The 13989-nt window shown below is 65.9% G+C and carries 14 protein-coding genes; 9 read left to right on the top strand and 5 right to left on the bottom strand.

The window, feature by feature from the left end:
• The first annotated feature begins 1 nt into the window (after nt 1).
• Together ACQ858_RS07015 and ACQ858_RS07020 are read left to right on the top strand one after the other, a co-directional pair.
• Nucleotides 2-391, top strand: coding sequence for a hypothetical protein (locus ACQ858_RS07015; protein ID WP_431276021.1), 390 nt, complete (start codon nt 2-4; stop codon nt 389-391).
• A gap of 25 nt (nt 392-416) precedes the next feature.
• Nucleotides 417-902 carry a hypothetical protein gene (locus ACQ858_RS07020; RefSeq protein WP_431276022.1) on the top strand — a complete coding sequence of 162 codons (486 nt, stop codon included), beginning with the start codon at nt 417-419 and terminating at the stop codon, nt 900-902.
• A 485-nt stretch (nt 903-1387) separates the two neighbouring features.
• On the opposite strand, the gene ACQ858_RS07025 is transcribed toward ACQ858_RS07020, so the two are convergent.
• Nucleotides 1388-2986 carry a glucan biosynthesis protein gene (locus ACQ858_RS07025; RefSeq protein WP_431276023.1) on the bottom strand — a complete coding sequence of 533 codons (1599 nt, stop codon included), beginning with the start codon at nt 2984-2986 and terminating at the stop codon, nt 1388-1390.
• Nucleotides 2987-3158: 172 nt separating this feature from the next.
• On the opposite strand from ACQ858_RS07025, the gene ada reads away from it, so the two are divergent.
• Genes ada through alkB form a run of 3 tightly spaced genes read left to right on the top strand, consistent with a single transcriptional unit; the run spans nt 3159 to nt 5606 of the window.
• Nucleotides 3159-4241, top strand: a complete 1083-nt coding sequence (gene ada, locus ACQ858_RS07030) for a bifunctional DNA-binding transcriptional regulator/O6-methylguanine-DNA methyltransferase Ada (RefSeq protein WP_431276024.1) — start codon at nt 3159-3161, stop codon at nt 4239-4241.
• A complete protein-coding gene (locus ACQ858_RS07035; protein ID WP_431276025.1) occupies nt 4238-4948 on the top strand; it encodes a 2OG-Fe(II) oxygenase in 711 nt (236 codons plus the stop codon). Before ada ends, ACQ858_RS07035 begins: the two co-directional genes overlap by 4 nt.
• Before the next feature lie 10 nt (nt 4949-4958).
• Nucleotides 4959-5606, top strand: coding sequence for a DNA oxidative demethylase AlkB (gene alkB, locus ACQ858_RS07040; protein WP_431276026.1), 648 nt, complete (start codon nt 4959-4961; stop codon nt 5604-5606).
• Here the strand turns inward: alkB and ACQ858_RS07045 are convergent.
• Both ACQ858_RS07045 and ACQ858_RS07050 read right to left on the bottom strand, forming a co-directional pair.
• Entirely contained in the window at nt 5578-6639 is a 1062-nt protein-coding gene (locus tag ACQ858_RS07045) for an MBL fold metallo-hydrolase (RefSeq protein ID WP_431276027.1), read from the bottom strand. The two genes, alkB and ACQ858_RS07045, sit on opposite strands and share 29 nt — an antisense overlap.
• A gap of 12 nt (nt 6640-6651) precedes the next feature.
• The gene (locus tag ACQ858_RS07050) at nt 6652-7212 is read right to left on the bottom strand and encodes a LuxR C-terminal-related transcriptional regulator (RefSeq protein ID WP_431276028.1); all 561 of its coding nucleotides are present in this window, start codon (nt 7210-7212) and stop codon (nt 6652-6654) included.
• Nucleotides 7213-7337: 125 nt separating this feature from the next.
• On the opposite strand from ACQ858_RS07050, the gene ACQ858_RS07055 reads away from it, so the two are divergent.
• From ACQ858_RS07055 to ACQ858_RS07065, 3 genes are all read left to right on the top strand, one after another.
• Nucleotides 7338-8135, top strand: a complete 798-nt coding sequence (locus ACQ858_RS07055; RefSeq protein ID WP_431276029.1) for a CoA transferase subunit A — start codon at nt 7338-7340, stop codon at nt 8133-8135.
• Between the two features lies 1 nt (nt 8136).
• A complete protein-coding gene (locus ACQ858_RS07060) occupies nt 8137-8775 on the top strand; it encodes a 3-oxoacid CoA-transferase subunit B (protein WP_431276030.1) in 639 nt (212 codons plus the stop codon).
• An 89-nt stretch (nt 8776-8864) separates the two neighbouring features.
• Nucleotides 8865-10271, top strand: coding sequence for a CoA transferase (locus ACQ858_RS07065; RefSeq protein WP_431276031.1), 1407 nt, complete (start codon nt 8865-8867; stop codon nt 10269-10271).
• Here ACQ858_RS07065 and ACQ858_RS07070 read toward each other — a convergent pair.
• On the bottom strand, nt 10261-11334 hold the full coding sequence (locus ACQ858_RS07070) for an NAD(P)-dependent alcohol dehydrogenase (protein ID WP_431276032.1): 1074 nt from the start codon (nt 11332-11334) through the stop codon (nt 10261-10263). The genes ACQ858_RS07065 and ACQ858_RS07070 overlap by 11 nt on opposite strands.
• 136 nt (nt 11335-11470) lie before the next feature.
• Nucleotides 11471-12358, bottom strand: coding sequence for a LysR family transcriptional regulator (locus ACQ858_RS07075; protein WP_431276033.1), 888 nt, complete (start codon nt 12356-12358; stop codon nt 11471-11473).
• 101 nt (nt 12359-12459) lie between these two features.
• Here ACQ858_RS07075 and ACQ858_RS07080 point away from each other — a divergent pair, with 101 nt between their 5' ends.
• The gene (locus ACQ858_RS07080) at nt 12460-13983 is read left to right on the top strand and encodes a CoA-acylating methylmalonate-semialdehyde dehydrogenase (RefSeq protein ID WP_431276034.1); all 1524 of its coding nucleotides are present in this window, start codon (nt 12460-12462) and stop codon (nt 13981-13983) included.
• Nucleotides 13984-13989: the final 6 nt, after the last annotated feature.

Raw genomic sequence — 13989 nt, forward strand, 5'->3', positions numbered from 1 at the left:
GATGAAATTTGCTTCAGTATTTTTCCTTTTTGTTTCTCTCGCCCTTCAAACGGGTTGTGCAGGCAAACCGTTTCAGCCACCCCCATTCGAGTTTGAAAGCTGGGAAAAACCCGGAACATCAGAACAGGAGATAAAAAGAGCACTGCTTGAGTGCGGATACCCCGATCCCTTTATAGCTGGCGGAAAGGCGTCTGCCAATGAATTTGTAATCATGTCGCGATGCATGGAGAAAAGTGGATTTACATCAAAAATACCTTACTCACTATGTCGCGGCAACTTCAATCTTCCTGCATGCGCTCTTCCGGACGCTGAAATTCCCAATCGGAAGATTGAGAAAAGATTGGGTGGACGGTTTTGTCGAGAGCTTCCCGGGGCGGATGTTTGCAAATAAAGTCAACTTATCATAAAAAAATTTCATGACAAAAAGAATGAAAAAGGTTGTTGCTATCTTGCTTGCATTGGCCTTGACCGCCTGCAGCGCTCCTAGTCCACGATCAGCTGATGAAGCCGGTGCGGTAGCCGCAAAGCTCTTCAAGGGGCCGCAACCGACCTATCTGATATGGGTCCACTCTGGCTCGCCGAGTATCGGTCTTGCAATGGCCTCGGCCATGATCGGAAATATTGGCTTGGATTCACCAAAGGTCGCAGAGATTCATAAAGCTATTTCTCAGGCAGCGGACAAACCACTGCATATCGCCGTGTCGGGGCCAAACAGCCGATTCACCGCGAAGGCGACCCTCGCCGCCCTAAGTCGAGTGGATGGTGATCTTCCAGGACTTAGTCTGGCTTTTGTGGGCGATCAAGCGGATGCAGTCGAGCTTCGAACGGCAGTCGAAGCTAAGGGTGCGGCATTTCTCTTTGCTCCAGCAAACTCAGCAGCATCAATCAATGTTCAAAAATAGAAGCCGAAGTGCGGAACGGACGTTCGGTTCAAGCGCGCGAAATCCCGCAGACGCACACCGAGCAGCACTCGAAGCAAAGCGGTGTCACCGTTGGCGTCAGTTCGCCGCTTCTGGATGTGGTGATTGCGGCGCGGTACTGGAGCGATGGAAGAGAGACCTTCCGAAAGGATGACCAATATCCCCGAGCACCTTGACTACCCCATCCAATGGGCGTGGCCCTTGACGATCGGGGGCTTCGCGCTCTTTGCCCTTGGCTTTCTTTTCGAGCCCGGCTGGTTGTCTTGGGCGATATTTCTATGCGGTGGGATGATCTTGTCGTGGGCGCAGTTTCTTCGCTACATCGCCACCCTCCAGTCGTGGGAAAAGGCCCGCGGCGAGTTGGCTCGGGGGGAGCGCGAATACCTTTGGCAAGCCGCGCTGCGTCGGCTTCGTCGACGATTCAGGTAGAAAGTGGCGATCGATCAAACGCTGTGAAGCAGCGTGCCTCAAAACGGCTGAAACTGATAAAGCCAAGTCTCCGTCAACGTCTGATCCCCGTTCTTCATATACAGCCGCATATCCACCGGATCGGACCCTTCGGCGGTGAAGTCAAACTGCGCCCGCCAATGTCCCGGCACCCCATCCGGCACCGCCTCGGTAAAGATGTACGAGAACTTGCCGCGCGAAGCGGTCAGCACCAGTTCGGGCTTGACGCCGAAGGGCAGTGATTCCAGCGGCTTGCCGATGAATTCGACCATGAACTTGCGCACCCCCTGCGGCCTCGGCGTGCCGGGCTGTCCACCGCGGCCGATGCGCGTGGCGACGCAGCGCGCGAGCGGCGACGGGAACGGTTCCTCGGCCGACCAGTGCAGCCGGTACTTGAGCTCGAAGGTCGAGCCCGCCTTGGCGGGCGTCTTGGGCACCCAGCAGGCGAGGATGTTGTCGTGGATCTCGTCGTCAGTCGGGATCTCGATGAGTTGGACCGAGCCTTCGCCCCATTGGCCGAGCGGCTCGACCCAGAGGCTGGGGCGCTTGTCGTAGTAGACGCCGTCCTGGTAGTGGTCGAAGGCGCGGTCGCGCTGCAGCAGGCCGAAGCCGCGCGGGTTGTTGTCGCTGAAGGCCGATGCGCGGGTCTGCGCCGGGTTGTTGAGCGGACGCCAGATGCGCTCGCCCGCACCGTTCCACATCGCCGGGCCGTCCGAATCGTGCACCTCGGGGCGCCAGTCGATGCCGGTGGGTTTCACGGTTTCCGAATACCAGTACATCGAGGTCAGCGGCGTCAGTCCGAAGCGCCCGATGTCGCGGCGCAGGAAGAGGCGCGCGTCGATGTCCATCAGCACCGCCTTGCCCCGTTGCAGCACGAACTTGTAGGCACCGGTGACGCTCGGCCCTTCGAGCAGGGCGTAGACCGTCATCGAGTTCGACGAATCGTTTCCCGGCGGCTCGAAGTAGAACTGCGTGAAGGTCGGGAACTCCTCGGCGCGATCGGGCATGGCCGCATCGAGCGCGATCCCGCGTGCCGACAGGCCGTACTGGAACAGCTCGCCGATGGCGCGGAAGTACGAAGCGCCGAGGAAGGCCGCCCAGTCGTTGGTTTGCCACGGCAGCTTCTTCTGGTCGCCGAGTCGGCTTTCCTGCAGGCGGAATCCCGCGAAGCCGGCGCCGCCCTGCAACTGGCGCGCGGGGCTGTCGGGCGGCATCGTGAAGTACGCGGGGTCGTAGACGATCTCGCGCGCGAAGGCGTCGCCGCCCGCGTTTTCCAGCACGTGCATGCGCACCGGCACCTGGAAGTAGCGGCCGAGGTGGAAGAAGGTGACCGGGAACTGGCCCGGCCCGTCGCGGAACAGGGCATTGTCGGTGTCGAACTTGATCTTGCCGTGCGCGTCGTAGTCGATCTGTTCCAGGATGTTGGCCGGCAGCGACTTGTCGGCGGCGTACGGTTGCGCGCCCAGCGTCTTCGCGTACGCAACCAGGCTGTCGAAGGAGAAGGGCCGCGGCTGGCTCAGCTGGAGCCCGGCGGCGGCGAAAGCATCGGCGGACATGCCGAGGGAAGCGAGCGCCAGGGAGGCGCCGCCGGCGGTGAGGAGTGAGCGACGGTCGATCATGTGGCGCAAATGTTAACGAGGGCGTGGCGCCGGCATCGTAGGCCGATGGCGGAAATGGCGCTGCGGTGTCGGCATCGTCCTACGATCGAATTCGACAGCAAGCGGCGGAGTGCGCCTTGCGACCCCGATTCCTACAGTGAATGCACCGATCAACGACACTGAAGGACGTGAGATGAACATGCTGAGCGACAACGAAACACGTGCCCTCGCCACGGTGAGCGACCCCCGCTGGGCGGCGGTGGTCGCGCGCGATGCGAAGGCCGACGGCAGCTTCTTCTATTCGGTGCGCACCACGGGCGTGTACTGCCGGCCGTCCTGCGCGTCGCGCCGGGCGCGGCCGGAGAACATCGACTTCCACGCCACGGCTGCGGATGCCGAACGCGCGGGCTTCCGCCCGTGCATGCGCTGCCGGCCCGACGAGCCCGCGCGGTCGAGCCTGCAGGCGGATCGCGTGGCGGAGTTGTGTCGCCACATCGAGAGCGCCGCGCAGGTGCCGACCTTGGACGAACTGGCCGAGCGCGCCGGCCTCAGCCCGTGGCACCTGCACCGGCTCTTCAAGGAGGTGACCGGCGTGACGCCGAAGGCGTATGCGGCGGCGCATCGTGCAAGTCGCGTTCGCCGCGAGCTGACGCGCAGCGGCACCGTCACCGAGGCGATCTACGACGCGGGCTACAACTCCAACGGCCGCTTCTACGAGGACTCGAACGAGATTCTCGGCATGACGCCGACCGCGTGGCGTTCCGGCGGCGCGGACTCCGAGATCCGTTTTGCCATCGGCCAGTGCGCGCTGGGTGCGATCCTCGTGGCGCAGAGCGAACGCGGCATCTGCGCGATTGCGCTGGGCGACGATCCCGATGCGCTGGCGCGCGACCTGCAGGACCAGTTTCCGCGTGCGCGGCTGATTGGCGGCGATGCCGGATTCGAAGCACTGGTCGCGAAGGTCGTCGGATTTGTGGAGGCGCCGCGCGTGGGGCTCGATCTTCCGCTGGACGTGCGCGGCACCGCTTTCCAGCAGCGCGTGTGGCAGGCGCTGCGCGAGATTCCGGCGGGCGAGACCGCGAGCTACAGCGACATCGCGGAGCGCATCGGCTCGCCGAAGTCGGTGCGCGCGGTGGCGCAGGCCTGCGGCGCGAATGCGCTTGCGGTGGCGATCCCTTGCCATCGCGTGGTGCGCAGCGACGGCAGCCTCTCGGGCTACCGCTGGGGCGTCGAGCGCAAGAGCGCGCTGCTGCGCCGGGAAGCCGAGCCCGCATGACCGCTTGGAAGGACCGGGTGGCGCAGACGGACTGGGCGCAGGCCGAAGCCGAACTCGACGATCAGGGCTGCGCAATGCTGCCGTCGTTGCTGACGCCCGGCGAGTGCGAATCGCTGGCTGGGCTCTACGCGGCCGAGAGGCCCTTTCGCAGCCGCGTGGTGATGGAGTGCCACGGGTTCGGGCGCGGCGAATACAAGTACTTCGCCTATCCGCTGCCGGAGCCGGTCGCGGCCTTGCGCGAGCGGCTCTATCCGCATCTGGTGCCGATCGCCAACCGGTGGAACGAGATCATGGACATCGAGGTGCGCTATCCGGCGCGGCATGCCGAGTTCATCGATCGCTGCCATGCGGCGGGCCAGTTGCGGCCGACGCCTCTGCTGCTGCAGTACGAGCGTGACGACTACAACTGCCTGCATCAGGACCTTTACGGCGAGCACGTGTTTCCGTTGCAGGTGGTGATCCTGCTCTCCAAGCCCGGTCGCGATTTCACCGGCGGCGAGTTCGTGATGACGGAGCAGCGTCCGCGCATGCAGTCGCGTCCGATGGTGCTGCCGCTGCGGCAGGGCGACGCCGCCGTGATCGCGGTGCATCACCGGCCGGTGCAGGGCGCGCGGGGTGCGTACCGCGTGAACTTGCGCCATGGAGTGAGCCGTGTGCGTTCGGGGCGGCGGCATACCGCGGGCATCATCTTCCACGATGCCGAGTGAGCAGCGGGCGATGACGCAGGATCTCTTCGACGATCAACTTGACCCCGTGCTGCTGCCGCTCGGTCCCGGTGCGGTCGTGCTGCGCCGATTCGCGACGGCTGATGAATCGGCGCTGCTGGATGCGGTCCGGCAGGTGATCGAGCAGGCGCCGCTGCGCCACATGGTCACGCCCGGGGGCTTTCGCATGTCGGTCGCGATGACCAACTGCGGTGATCTCGGCTGGGTGAGCGACCCGACCGGCTACCGTTACGACCCCACCGATCCTCAAAGCGGCAAGGCCTGGCCGCGCATGCCGGATGTGTTCGCGCGCCTGGCGACCGAGGCCGCATCGCATGCGGGCTTCGAAGGCTTCGTACCCGATGCCTGCCTCGTCAACCGCTACGAGCCGGGCGCGCGCCTTTCGCTGCACCAGGACCGCAACGAGCGCGACTACGGCCAGCCGATCGTTTCGGTGTCGATCGGCATCCCGGCGGTGTTTCTTTTCGGGGGCGCCGCGCGATCGCACAAGTCGCAGCGCGTGCCGCTCGAGCATGGCGACGTGGTGGTGTGGGGCGGGCCGGCGCGCTTGCACTATCACGGCGTGTTGCCGTTGAAGGAAGCCGAGCACCCGCTGACCGGCGCCTGCCGGTTCAACCTGACGTTCCGTTGCGCCGGGTGAGTCTTCGCGTTTCGCCGACGGCGGTGACGAAGAAGACGTCTTCCGCCACGCCTTGCGCGTCGCGCACTTCCGCCAGCTTTCGCGGCGGTTCATCGATCGCCTCGTCGCTCAGCTCGAAGACGCCCCAGTGAATTCCGAGCGAACGCTTGGCGCCCACGTCGGCGTGGATGCGCAGTGCCTCCTCGATATCCACGTGCTGGTTCTTCATGAACCAGCGCGGCGCATAGGCGCCGATCGGGATCAGCGCGATGTCGAATCCGCCGCCTTGCTCGGGCGTCTGCCGGTCGCCGAAGTGCCGGCGGATGTCGGCGAAGTCGCGCGAATAGCCGGTGTCGCCCGTGTAGAGCAGATGGCAGTCCGGCGCGAGCACCGCGAAGCCGCCCCAGAGCGTTGCCATGGCGTCCCGGGGGCTGCGCGACGACCAGTGCTGCGCGGGCACGAGGGCGATTTCCACGTCGCCGTGCGCCCCGGGCACCGTGTGCCGGTCCCACCAGTCCAGTTCCACGGCGTGGCGGATGCGGCGACCCTCCAGCCAGGGCTTGATGCCCAGCGGAACCACGAACAGCGGCGGGCCGCCCGGCTGCCGGTTGAGCGCATCCACCGACGGCGCATCGAGATGGTCGTAATGGTTGTGCGACACCAGCACCAGATCCACGCGCGGCAGTTGCGCGAGTTCGACGCCCGGCGGCGTTTGCCGCTTCGGTCCCGCGAAGCGCACCGGCGATGCGCGCAGCGAGAACATCGGATCGGTCAGCATCGTGAGTCCGCTCATCTGCGCCATCACCGTTGCATGGCCGATCCAGGTGAAGGAGGGCACCATCGCAGTGCCGGCGCGGGCGTTGGCGTGCAGCCATTCGAGCTCGGGCGTCACGCGCGGCGTCGGCGCGAGCGGTGGCGGTGGCAGTCGGTCGCGTCGGGCCTGACGGCGCCAGCGCAGCAACTCGGACAGGCTCTTCGGCTCGAACTCCTCGTAGTTGTTCTGGAAGCCGTGTTCGCGGTGGTGCGGCCTGTCGGGGTCGAGGTAGCGGTTCATCGGTGCCCCAATCTATCCCGCAATCAGCTTCTGGACCAGCTCGGCGGTGGTGGCGGCGGCGTACTTGCGCATCAGGCGCGCTCGGTGTATTTCGACGGTGCGATGACTGATCTGCAGCGCCTTGCCGATCTCTTTCGAGGTGCGCCCCTGCATCACCTGCGCCGCCACTTCGCGCTCGCGCGGCGTGAGCTCGGACTTGACCGAGCGCCGCGAGCCCAGGTCCTCGAAGGTCCAGATGCCGGCCTCGTGCGGCGCTTCGCGGTTCAGCGCCTGGCCGCTCACGTGGCACCAGAAGGTCTCGCCCGCGAACATGCCATGCAGATTGCCCAGCCGCTTCATCATGCGGTTGTCGGCGTAACGTCCGCTTGCATTGAGGATCGGCTCCATGCGCTTGCCGATGCGCTCGAATTCGGCGACGCTCGGGTACAGCACCTGGAAGGATTGGCCGACGAGCGCATCGCGCGTGGCGCCGAACATCTCGCAGACGCGGGCGTTGCAGTCCACGATGATGCGGTGACGAGACAGCACCATGCCCACCGGCGCCAGCTCGAAAGCCAGCCGGTAGTCGACCATCGGTGAATTTCCTTCGGGTGTCTCCATTACGGAATACTACGTATGCCTGTACGTAGTATCGTCTCGGTCACGAATTCAGTCGGATTCAGCAGGATTCAATCACCACCACCACCGAACGAGGAACCATGGCGAACAAGATCTACCCCTCTGCCGACGCGGCGCTCAAGGGCGTCGTGGCCGACGGCCAGACGCTCGCTGTCGGAGGCTTCGGCCTCTGCGGCATCCCCGAGGCGCTGATCGATGCGCTGCACGATTCCGGCGTCAAGAACCTCACCTGCATCTCGAACAACGCGGGCGTCGATGGCTTCGGCCTCGGCAAGCTGCTCGAGACGCGCCAGATCAAGAAGATGGTTGCAAGCTACGTTGGCGAGAACAAGGAGTTCGAACGCCAGTACCTCGCGGGCGAGCTCGAGCTCGAATTCACGCCGCAGGGCACGCTGGCCGAGAAGCTGCGCGCTGGCGGCGCGGGCATCCCGGCCTTCTTCACCAAGACCGGCGTCGGCACCCAGGTCGCCGAAGGCAAGGAACTGCGCGAATTCGACGGCGAAACCTACGTCATGGAGCGCTCGCTGGTTCCCGATGTCGCGCTGGTGAAGGCCGACGTGGCCGACAAGTCCGGCAACCTGCGCTTCCGCCTGACGGCGCGCAACTTCAATCCCGCCGCCGCGATGGCCGGCAAGATCTGCATCGTCGAAGTCGAGAAGATCGTCGAAGTCGGCGAGCTTGCACCGGACGACATCCATCTGCCGGGCATCTACGTGCACCGCATCGTGCTCAACGCGACGCCCGAGAAGCGCATCGAGAAGCGTACCGTGAGCGCGTCGGTCGATGCCGTCGCCGCCAAGGTCGAGGCGCAGGCCGCCATCGCGCAAGCAGCCGCAGCCGGCTCGCCCGCGCCCATCAAGAACAGCAAAGGAGCCTGAGATGCCCTGGACCCAAGACCAGATGGCCGCGCGCGCGGCGCAAGAACTCGAAGACGGCTTCTACGTCAACCTCGGCATCGGCATTCCCACGCTGGTCGCGAACTTCGTCGGTGACAAGGAAGTGTGGCTGCAGAGCGAGAACGGCATGCTCGGCATCGGCCCGTTCCCGACCGAAGACCAGGTCGACGCCGACCTGATCAATGCCGGCAAGCAGACCGTGACCACCTTGCCCGGCAGCGCGATCTTCGGTAGCCACGACAGCTTCGCGATGATCCGCGGCGGCAAGATCAACCTCTCGATCCTGGGCGCGATGCAGGTGAGCGCCAAGGGCGACCTCGCCAACTGGATGATTCCCGGCAAGATGGTCAAGGGCATGGGCGGCGCGATGGATCTCGTCGCGGGCGTCAAGCGCGTGATCGTGCTCATGGAGCACGTCGCCAAGAAGAAGGACGGCACCGAGGACCTCAAGATCCTCGACAACTGCTCGCTGCCGCTGACGGGTGTGGGTGTGGTCGACCGCATCATCACGGACCTCGGCGTGCTCGACGTGACGCCGAACGGCCTGAAGGTCGTCGAGCTGGCGCCGGGCGTGAGCTTCGATCAGATCCAGTCGAAGACCGGGCCGAAGCTGATCCAGTGATCGGCCGCGCGACGCAGCGCGCAAGAGAGAGAGGGCAGGGTCGTGCGAGCGAACCCTGCCTTTTGTTCTTTGGGAACGAAAGGTACGGCATGGATGCGAGCGAAGTCCTGAAAGGCATCTGGCGGCAGGCGGGCTTGCCCGACGAGGCATTGGCGCAGGTGCGGCTGACCGGTGCCGATCCGGTGCTGCCGTCGTCGTTCGCGGTGGGCGCGGCGGCGCAGAGCACCATCGCGGCCGCCGCGCTGGCCGCATGCGAACTGGGCCATGCGCGCGGGGTGCCGCGCCAGCAGGTGGCGGTGGACATGCCGCACGCGGCGCTCGAATGCACCGCATGGTTCAGCATCGACGGACGGGTGCCCGAGCTCTGGGATGCGTTCTCCGGGCTCTATCGTGCTTCCGATGGCTGGGTGCGGATTCATGCCAACTTTGCGCACCATCGCGAAGGCGCGCTGCGGCTGCTGAGGCTCGATCCGGCCACGGCGCAACGCGCGGATGCCGAAGCGGCCATGCGGACATGGAAGGCGCAGGACTTCGAGGAAGCAGCCGCTGCCAGGGGCCTCGTCGCGACTGCGCTGAGGCGGTTCGACGAATGGGATGCGACGCCGCAGGGCAAGGCGCTCTCCGGCCAGCCACTGTTCACCATCGAGCGCATCGGTGATGCACCGCCGCTCGCGCTGCCGGTGCTCGCGCAGGACGAGCGCCCGCTGTCAGGCGTGCGTGTGCTCGACCTCACGCGCATCCTCGCCGGCCCGGTCGGCGGTCGCGCGCTGGCCGCCTATGGCGCCGATGTGATGCTGGTCAATTCGCCGAACCTTCCGAATATCGATGCCGTCGCGGACACGAGTCGCGGCAAGCTTTCCACGCACATCGATCTGCAAGGCGAAGCGGGTCGCGACGCACTCGGCAGATTGCTCAACGGTGCGCACGTGTTCATCCAGGGCTACCGGCCCGGCGGCATCGCGGCGTTGGGATTCGGGCCCGGCGCTGCTGTGCGTGCGCGTCCCGGCATCGTCTATGTCTCGCTCACCGCCTATGGTGCGCAAGGCCCGTGGGCATCGCGGCGCGGCTTCGATTCGCTCGTGCAGACGGCGATGGGCTTCAACCAGGCGGAGGGCGAAGCGGCCGGTGAGGGCAAGCCGAGGCCGCTGCCGATGCAGATCCTGGACGAGGCAACCGGTTACCTCATCGCGATGGGCGCCGCCGCCGCGCTCTGGCGGCAGCAGCGCGAGGGCGGAAGCTGGCATGTGCGGGTGTCGCTCGCGCAGACCGGGCAATGGCTGCGCGGACTGGGGCGCGTCGAAGGCGGCCTGCGGATCGGCATGCCCGACCGGGCGCCGTTCCTGGAGACATCGGCCTCGGGTTTCGGTGCGCTGTGCGGCCTGAGCCACAGTGCACGGCTGTCGCGCACGCCGGCCATGTGGTCGCGGCCTTCGATGCCGCCGGGGAGCCATCCGCCGACGTGGCCGCCGGCGAGGGCTTCGGCAGTCAAGGCGTGATGGCCACTTTCAGCACGCCGTCGCGCTGATTGGCGAAAAGCTCGTAGGCGGCCTCGATGTCGTCGAGCTTGAAGCGATGCGTCACCAGCGGCTTCAGGTCCACCCGCCCGGAGCCGCAGACTTCCATCAGCCGGCGCATCCGCTCCTTTCCGCCGGGGCACAGCGTGCTGACGATCTTCAGGTCGCCGAGGCCGGCCGCGAAGGCATCCAGCGGAATCCGCAGGTCGCTCGAATAGACGCCCAGGCTGGAGAGCGTTCCGCCGGGGCGCAGCACGCGCAGAGCCGATTCGAAGGTGCCCTGTGTACCGAGCGCCTCGATGGCCACGTCGACGCCGCGCCCGTCGGTCAACGCCATGATCTGCGCGACCGGATCACCCTGACGGAAGTCGACCACGTGATCGGCGCCGAGCGTGCGGGCCACTTCGAGTCGCGCGGGCACGGTGTCGACGCCGATGATGGTCGTGGCGCCCATGAGTTTCGCGCCCGCGACCGCGCACAGGCCGATGGGGCCGAGCGCGAAGACGGCGACGGTGTCGCCGATCCGCACGCGACCGCTTTGCGCACCGGAGAAGCCGGTGGACATGATGTCGGGGCACATCAGGACCTGCTCGTCCGTGAGGTTGTCGGGGATCGGGCTCAGATTGGCCATGGCATCCTTGACGAGCACGTACTCCGCCTGGCAACCGTCGATGGTGTTGCCGAACTTCCAGCCGCCCATGGCCTTGAAGCCGTGCTTCGTCCCCACGCCGTCCTGCGAGCCGCAGCCGCACAGGCAGGCGTAGCTGTGGCCGCTGGGCGTGATCGCACCGGCGATCACGCGCTGGCCCTCCTTGTAGCCTTCGACGGCCGAACCCAGCTTCTCGATCACGCCGACCGGCTCGTGGCCGATGGTCAGCCCGCGTGCCACCGGGTACTCGCCCTTGAGGATGTGGACATCCGTTCCGCAGATCGTGGTCGTGGTGATGCGGACGAGGGCATCGAGCGGCCCGACGTCGGGGATCGGCTTCTCGTCGAGGACGATCCGTCCCTTCTCCACGAAGATGGCGGCTTTCATTTTCGGCATGGCAAGACCCTTTCGATGAAGTGCTGATGGAATGACGCGAGCGGCGCTCGCGTTCCATTGGACGTTCATCCGTGCCACGCAGGGTTGACGACGCGCAACAACGATGGACAAATGTTCCAGCTCGCGCCGGCCGACGCTAGGGCAGCAGCAACGCGCGCTGCGCCTCGACCGTCTCGCGCAGGAAATCCCACACCGCCTTCATGCGCGCCAGATGCCGCGTCTCCGCCGGCACCGACATCCAGAAGGTCCGCATGAAGTTCGCTTCGTCCGGTAACACGCGGCGCAGCGACTTGTCGCCTTCGGCGATGAAAGCCGGCAGCACGGCGATGCCCGCGCCGGCCGCCGTGGCGCGGTGTTGGGCGAGGATGCTCGTGCTGCGCAGCGCGAACGAGTCGGGCTTGTACAGTTCGTCGAGGTACTGCAGCTCCTTGCTGAACAGCAGGTCGTCCACGTAGCTGATGAAGGTGTGGCCGCGCAGGTCCCCGCGCGTGCGGATGGGACCGCGCTTCGCCAGGTATTGTTTCGACGCGTACAGCCGCAGCACGTAGTCCGTGAGCTTCGTCACCACGACCGCGCCGCGCGCCGGACGTTCGAGCGAGATCACGATGTCGGCTTCGCGCCGCGAGAGATGAACGAGGCGCGGCATCGCGAGCAGGTCGATCACCAGCTTGGGGTGCTGCTGCGCGAACAGCGCCAGTTGCGGCGCGAGTACCACGGTGCCGAAACCTTCGGTCGCGCCGATGCGCACCAGCCCGGACAGCCCTTCATTCGACGCTGGCGCGGTGCTCTCGACGGCGCGAAACGCGCTCTCCATGGCTTCGACCTGCGGTTGCAGCCGGCGGCCCGCTTCGGTCAGTCGATGTCCGTCCGATTCGCGCGCGAAGAGGGCCGTGCCGATTTCCTTTTCCAGCGCCTGGATGCGCCGCGCGACGGTGGTGTGATCGACCGCCAGCCGACGCGCTGCGCCGACCAGCGTGCCCGTTCGCGCGAGCTCCAGGAAGAAGCGCAGGTTGTCCCAGTCCATGCGTTGCAATTATGCAGATCGGCCATGCGTATTTGTCTATTGCAACGGCAAAAGTGCAAAGCTAGCATCCTCGCTCGCACCCCATTCAGGAGACAAGGTTCATGGACGCCACCACCACCCCCGCGACGAAGGTCGCCACCGTCAAGCTGCTCATCGGCGGCAAGTTCGTCGAGTCGAAGACCACCGAGTGGCGCAACATCGTCAACCCGGCCACGCAGGACGTGCTGGCCAGGGTGCCGTTCGCGACGCAGGACGAAGTCGATGCGGCCGTCGCCTCCGCCAAGGAAGCCTTCAAGACCTGGCGCAAGACAGCCATCGGCGCGCGGGCGCGCATCTTCCTGAAGTACCAGCAGCTCATCCGCGAGCACATGGGCGAGCTGGCCGCGATCCTGACGGCCGAGCAGGGCAAGACGCTGCCCGATGCCGAAGGCGACGTGTTCCGCGGCCTCGAAGTGGTCGAGCATGCGGCCGGCATCGGCAACCTGCAACTGGGCGAGTTCGCGAACAACGTCGCGGGCGGTGTCGACACCTACTCGGTGCTGCAGCCGCTGGGCGTCTGCGCGGGCATCACGCCGTTCAACTTCCCCGCGATGATCCCGCTGTGGATGTTCCCGATGGCGATCGTCACCGGCAACACCTTCGTGCTGAAGCCGTCCGAACAGGACCCGATGGTCACGATGCGCCTGTGCGAGCTCGCGCTCCAGGCCGGCATCCCGCCCGGCGTGCTCAACGTCGTGCACGGCGGCGAAGCGGTGGTCAACGCGATCTGCGACCACAAGGACATCAAGGCGATCTCCTTCGTCGGCTCGACCAAGGTCGGCACGCACGTCTACAACCGCGCATCGCTCGCCGGCAAGCGCGTGCAGTGCATGATGGGCGCGAAGAACCACGCGATCGTGATGCCCGACGCGAACAAGGAGCAGACGCTCAACGCGCTGGCCGGTGCGGCCTTCGGTGCGGCGGGGCAGCGCTGCATGGCGGTGTCGGTCGCGGTGCTGGTGGGCGAGGCGCGCAACTGGATTCCCGATCTGGTCGCGAAGGCCAAGACGCTCAAGGTCGGCGCGGGTGTCGAGAAGGGCGTGGATGTCGGGCCGCTGATCTCGTGCGCGGCCTTCGATCGCGTGACCGGTCTCATCGAACGCGGCGTGGCCGATGGCGCGACGCTGGCGCTCGACGGCCGCAAGCCCGCGGTGCCCGGCTACCAGAAGGGCAACTTCGTCGGCCCGACGGTGTTCGCGGATGTGAAGCCCGGCATGTCGATCTACGAGCAGGAAATCTTCGGCCCGGTGCTGTGCCTGGTCGGCGCGGACAACATCGACGATGCGATCGAACTGATCAATGCCAATCCGAACGGCAACGGCACCGCGATCTTCACGCAGTCCGGCGCGGCGGCGCGGCGCTTCCAGGAAGACATCGACGTGGGGCAGGTGGGCATCAACGTGCCGATCCCGGTGCCGGTGCCGATGTTCTCGTTCACCGGTTCGCGCGCGTCAAAGCTCGGCGACCTCGGCCCGTACGGCAAGCAGGTCGTGCTGTTCTACACGCAGACCAAGACGGTGACTTCGCGCTGGTTCGACGACAGCACCGTCTCGCACGGCGTCAACACCACCATCGCCCTCAAGTAAGCTCGT

This window comes from Variovorax ureilyticus (genome assembly GCF_050632185.1).
GTDB classification, from domain to species: domain Bacteria; phylum Pseudomonadota; class Gammaproteobacteria; order Burkholderiales; family Burkholderiaceae_C; genus Variovorax; species Variovorax ureilyticus_A.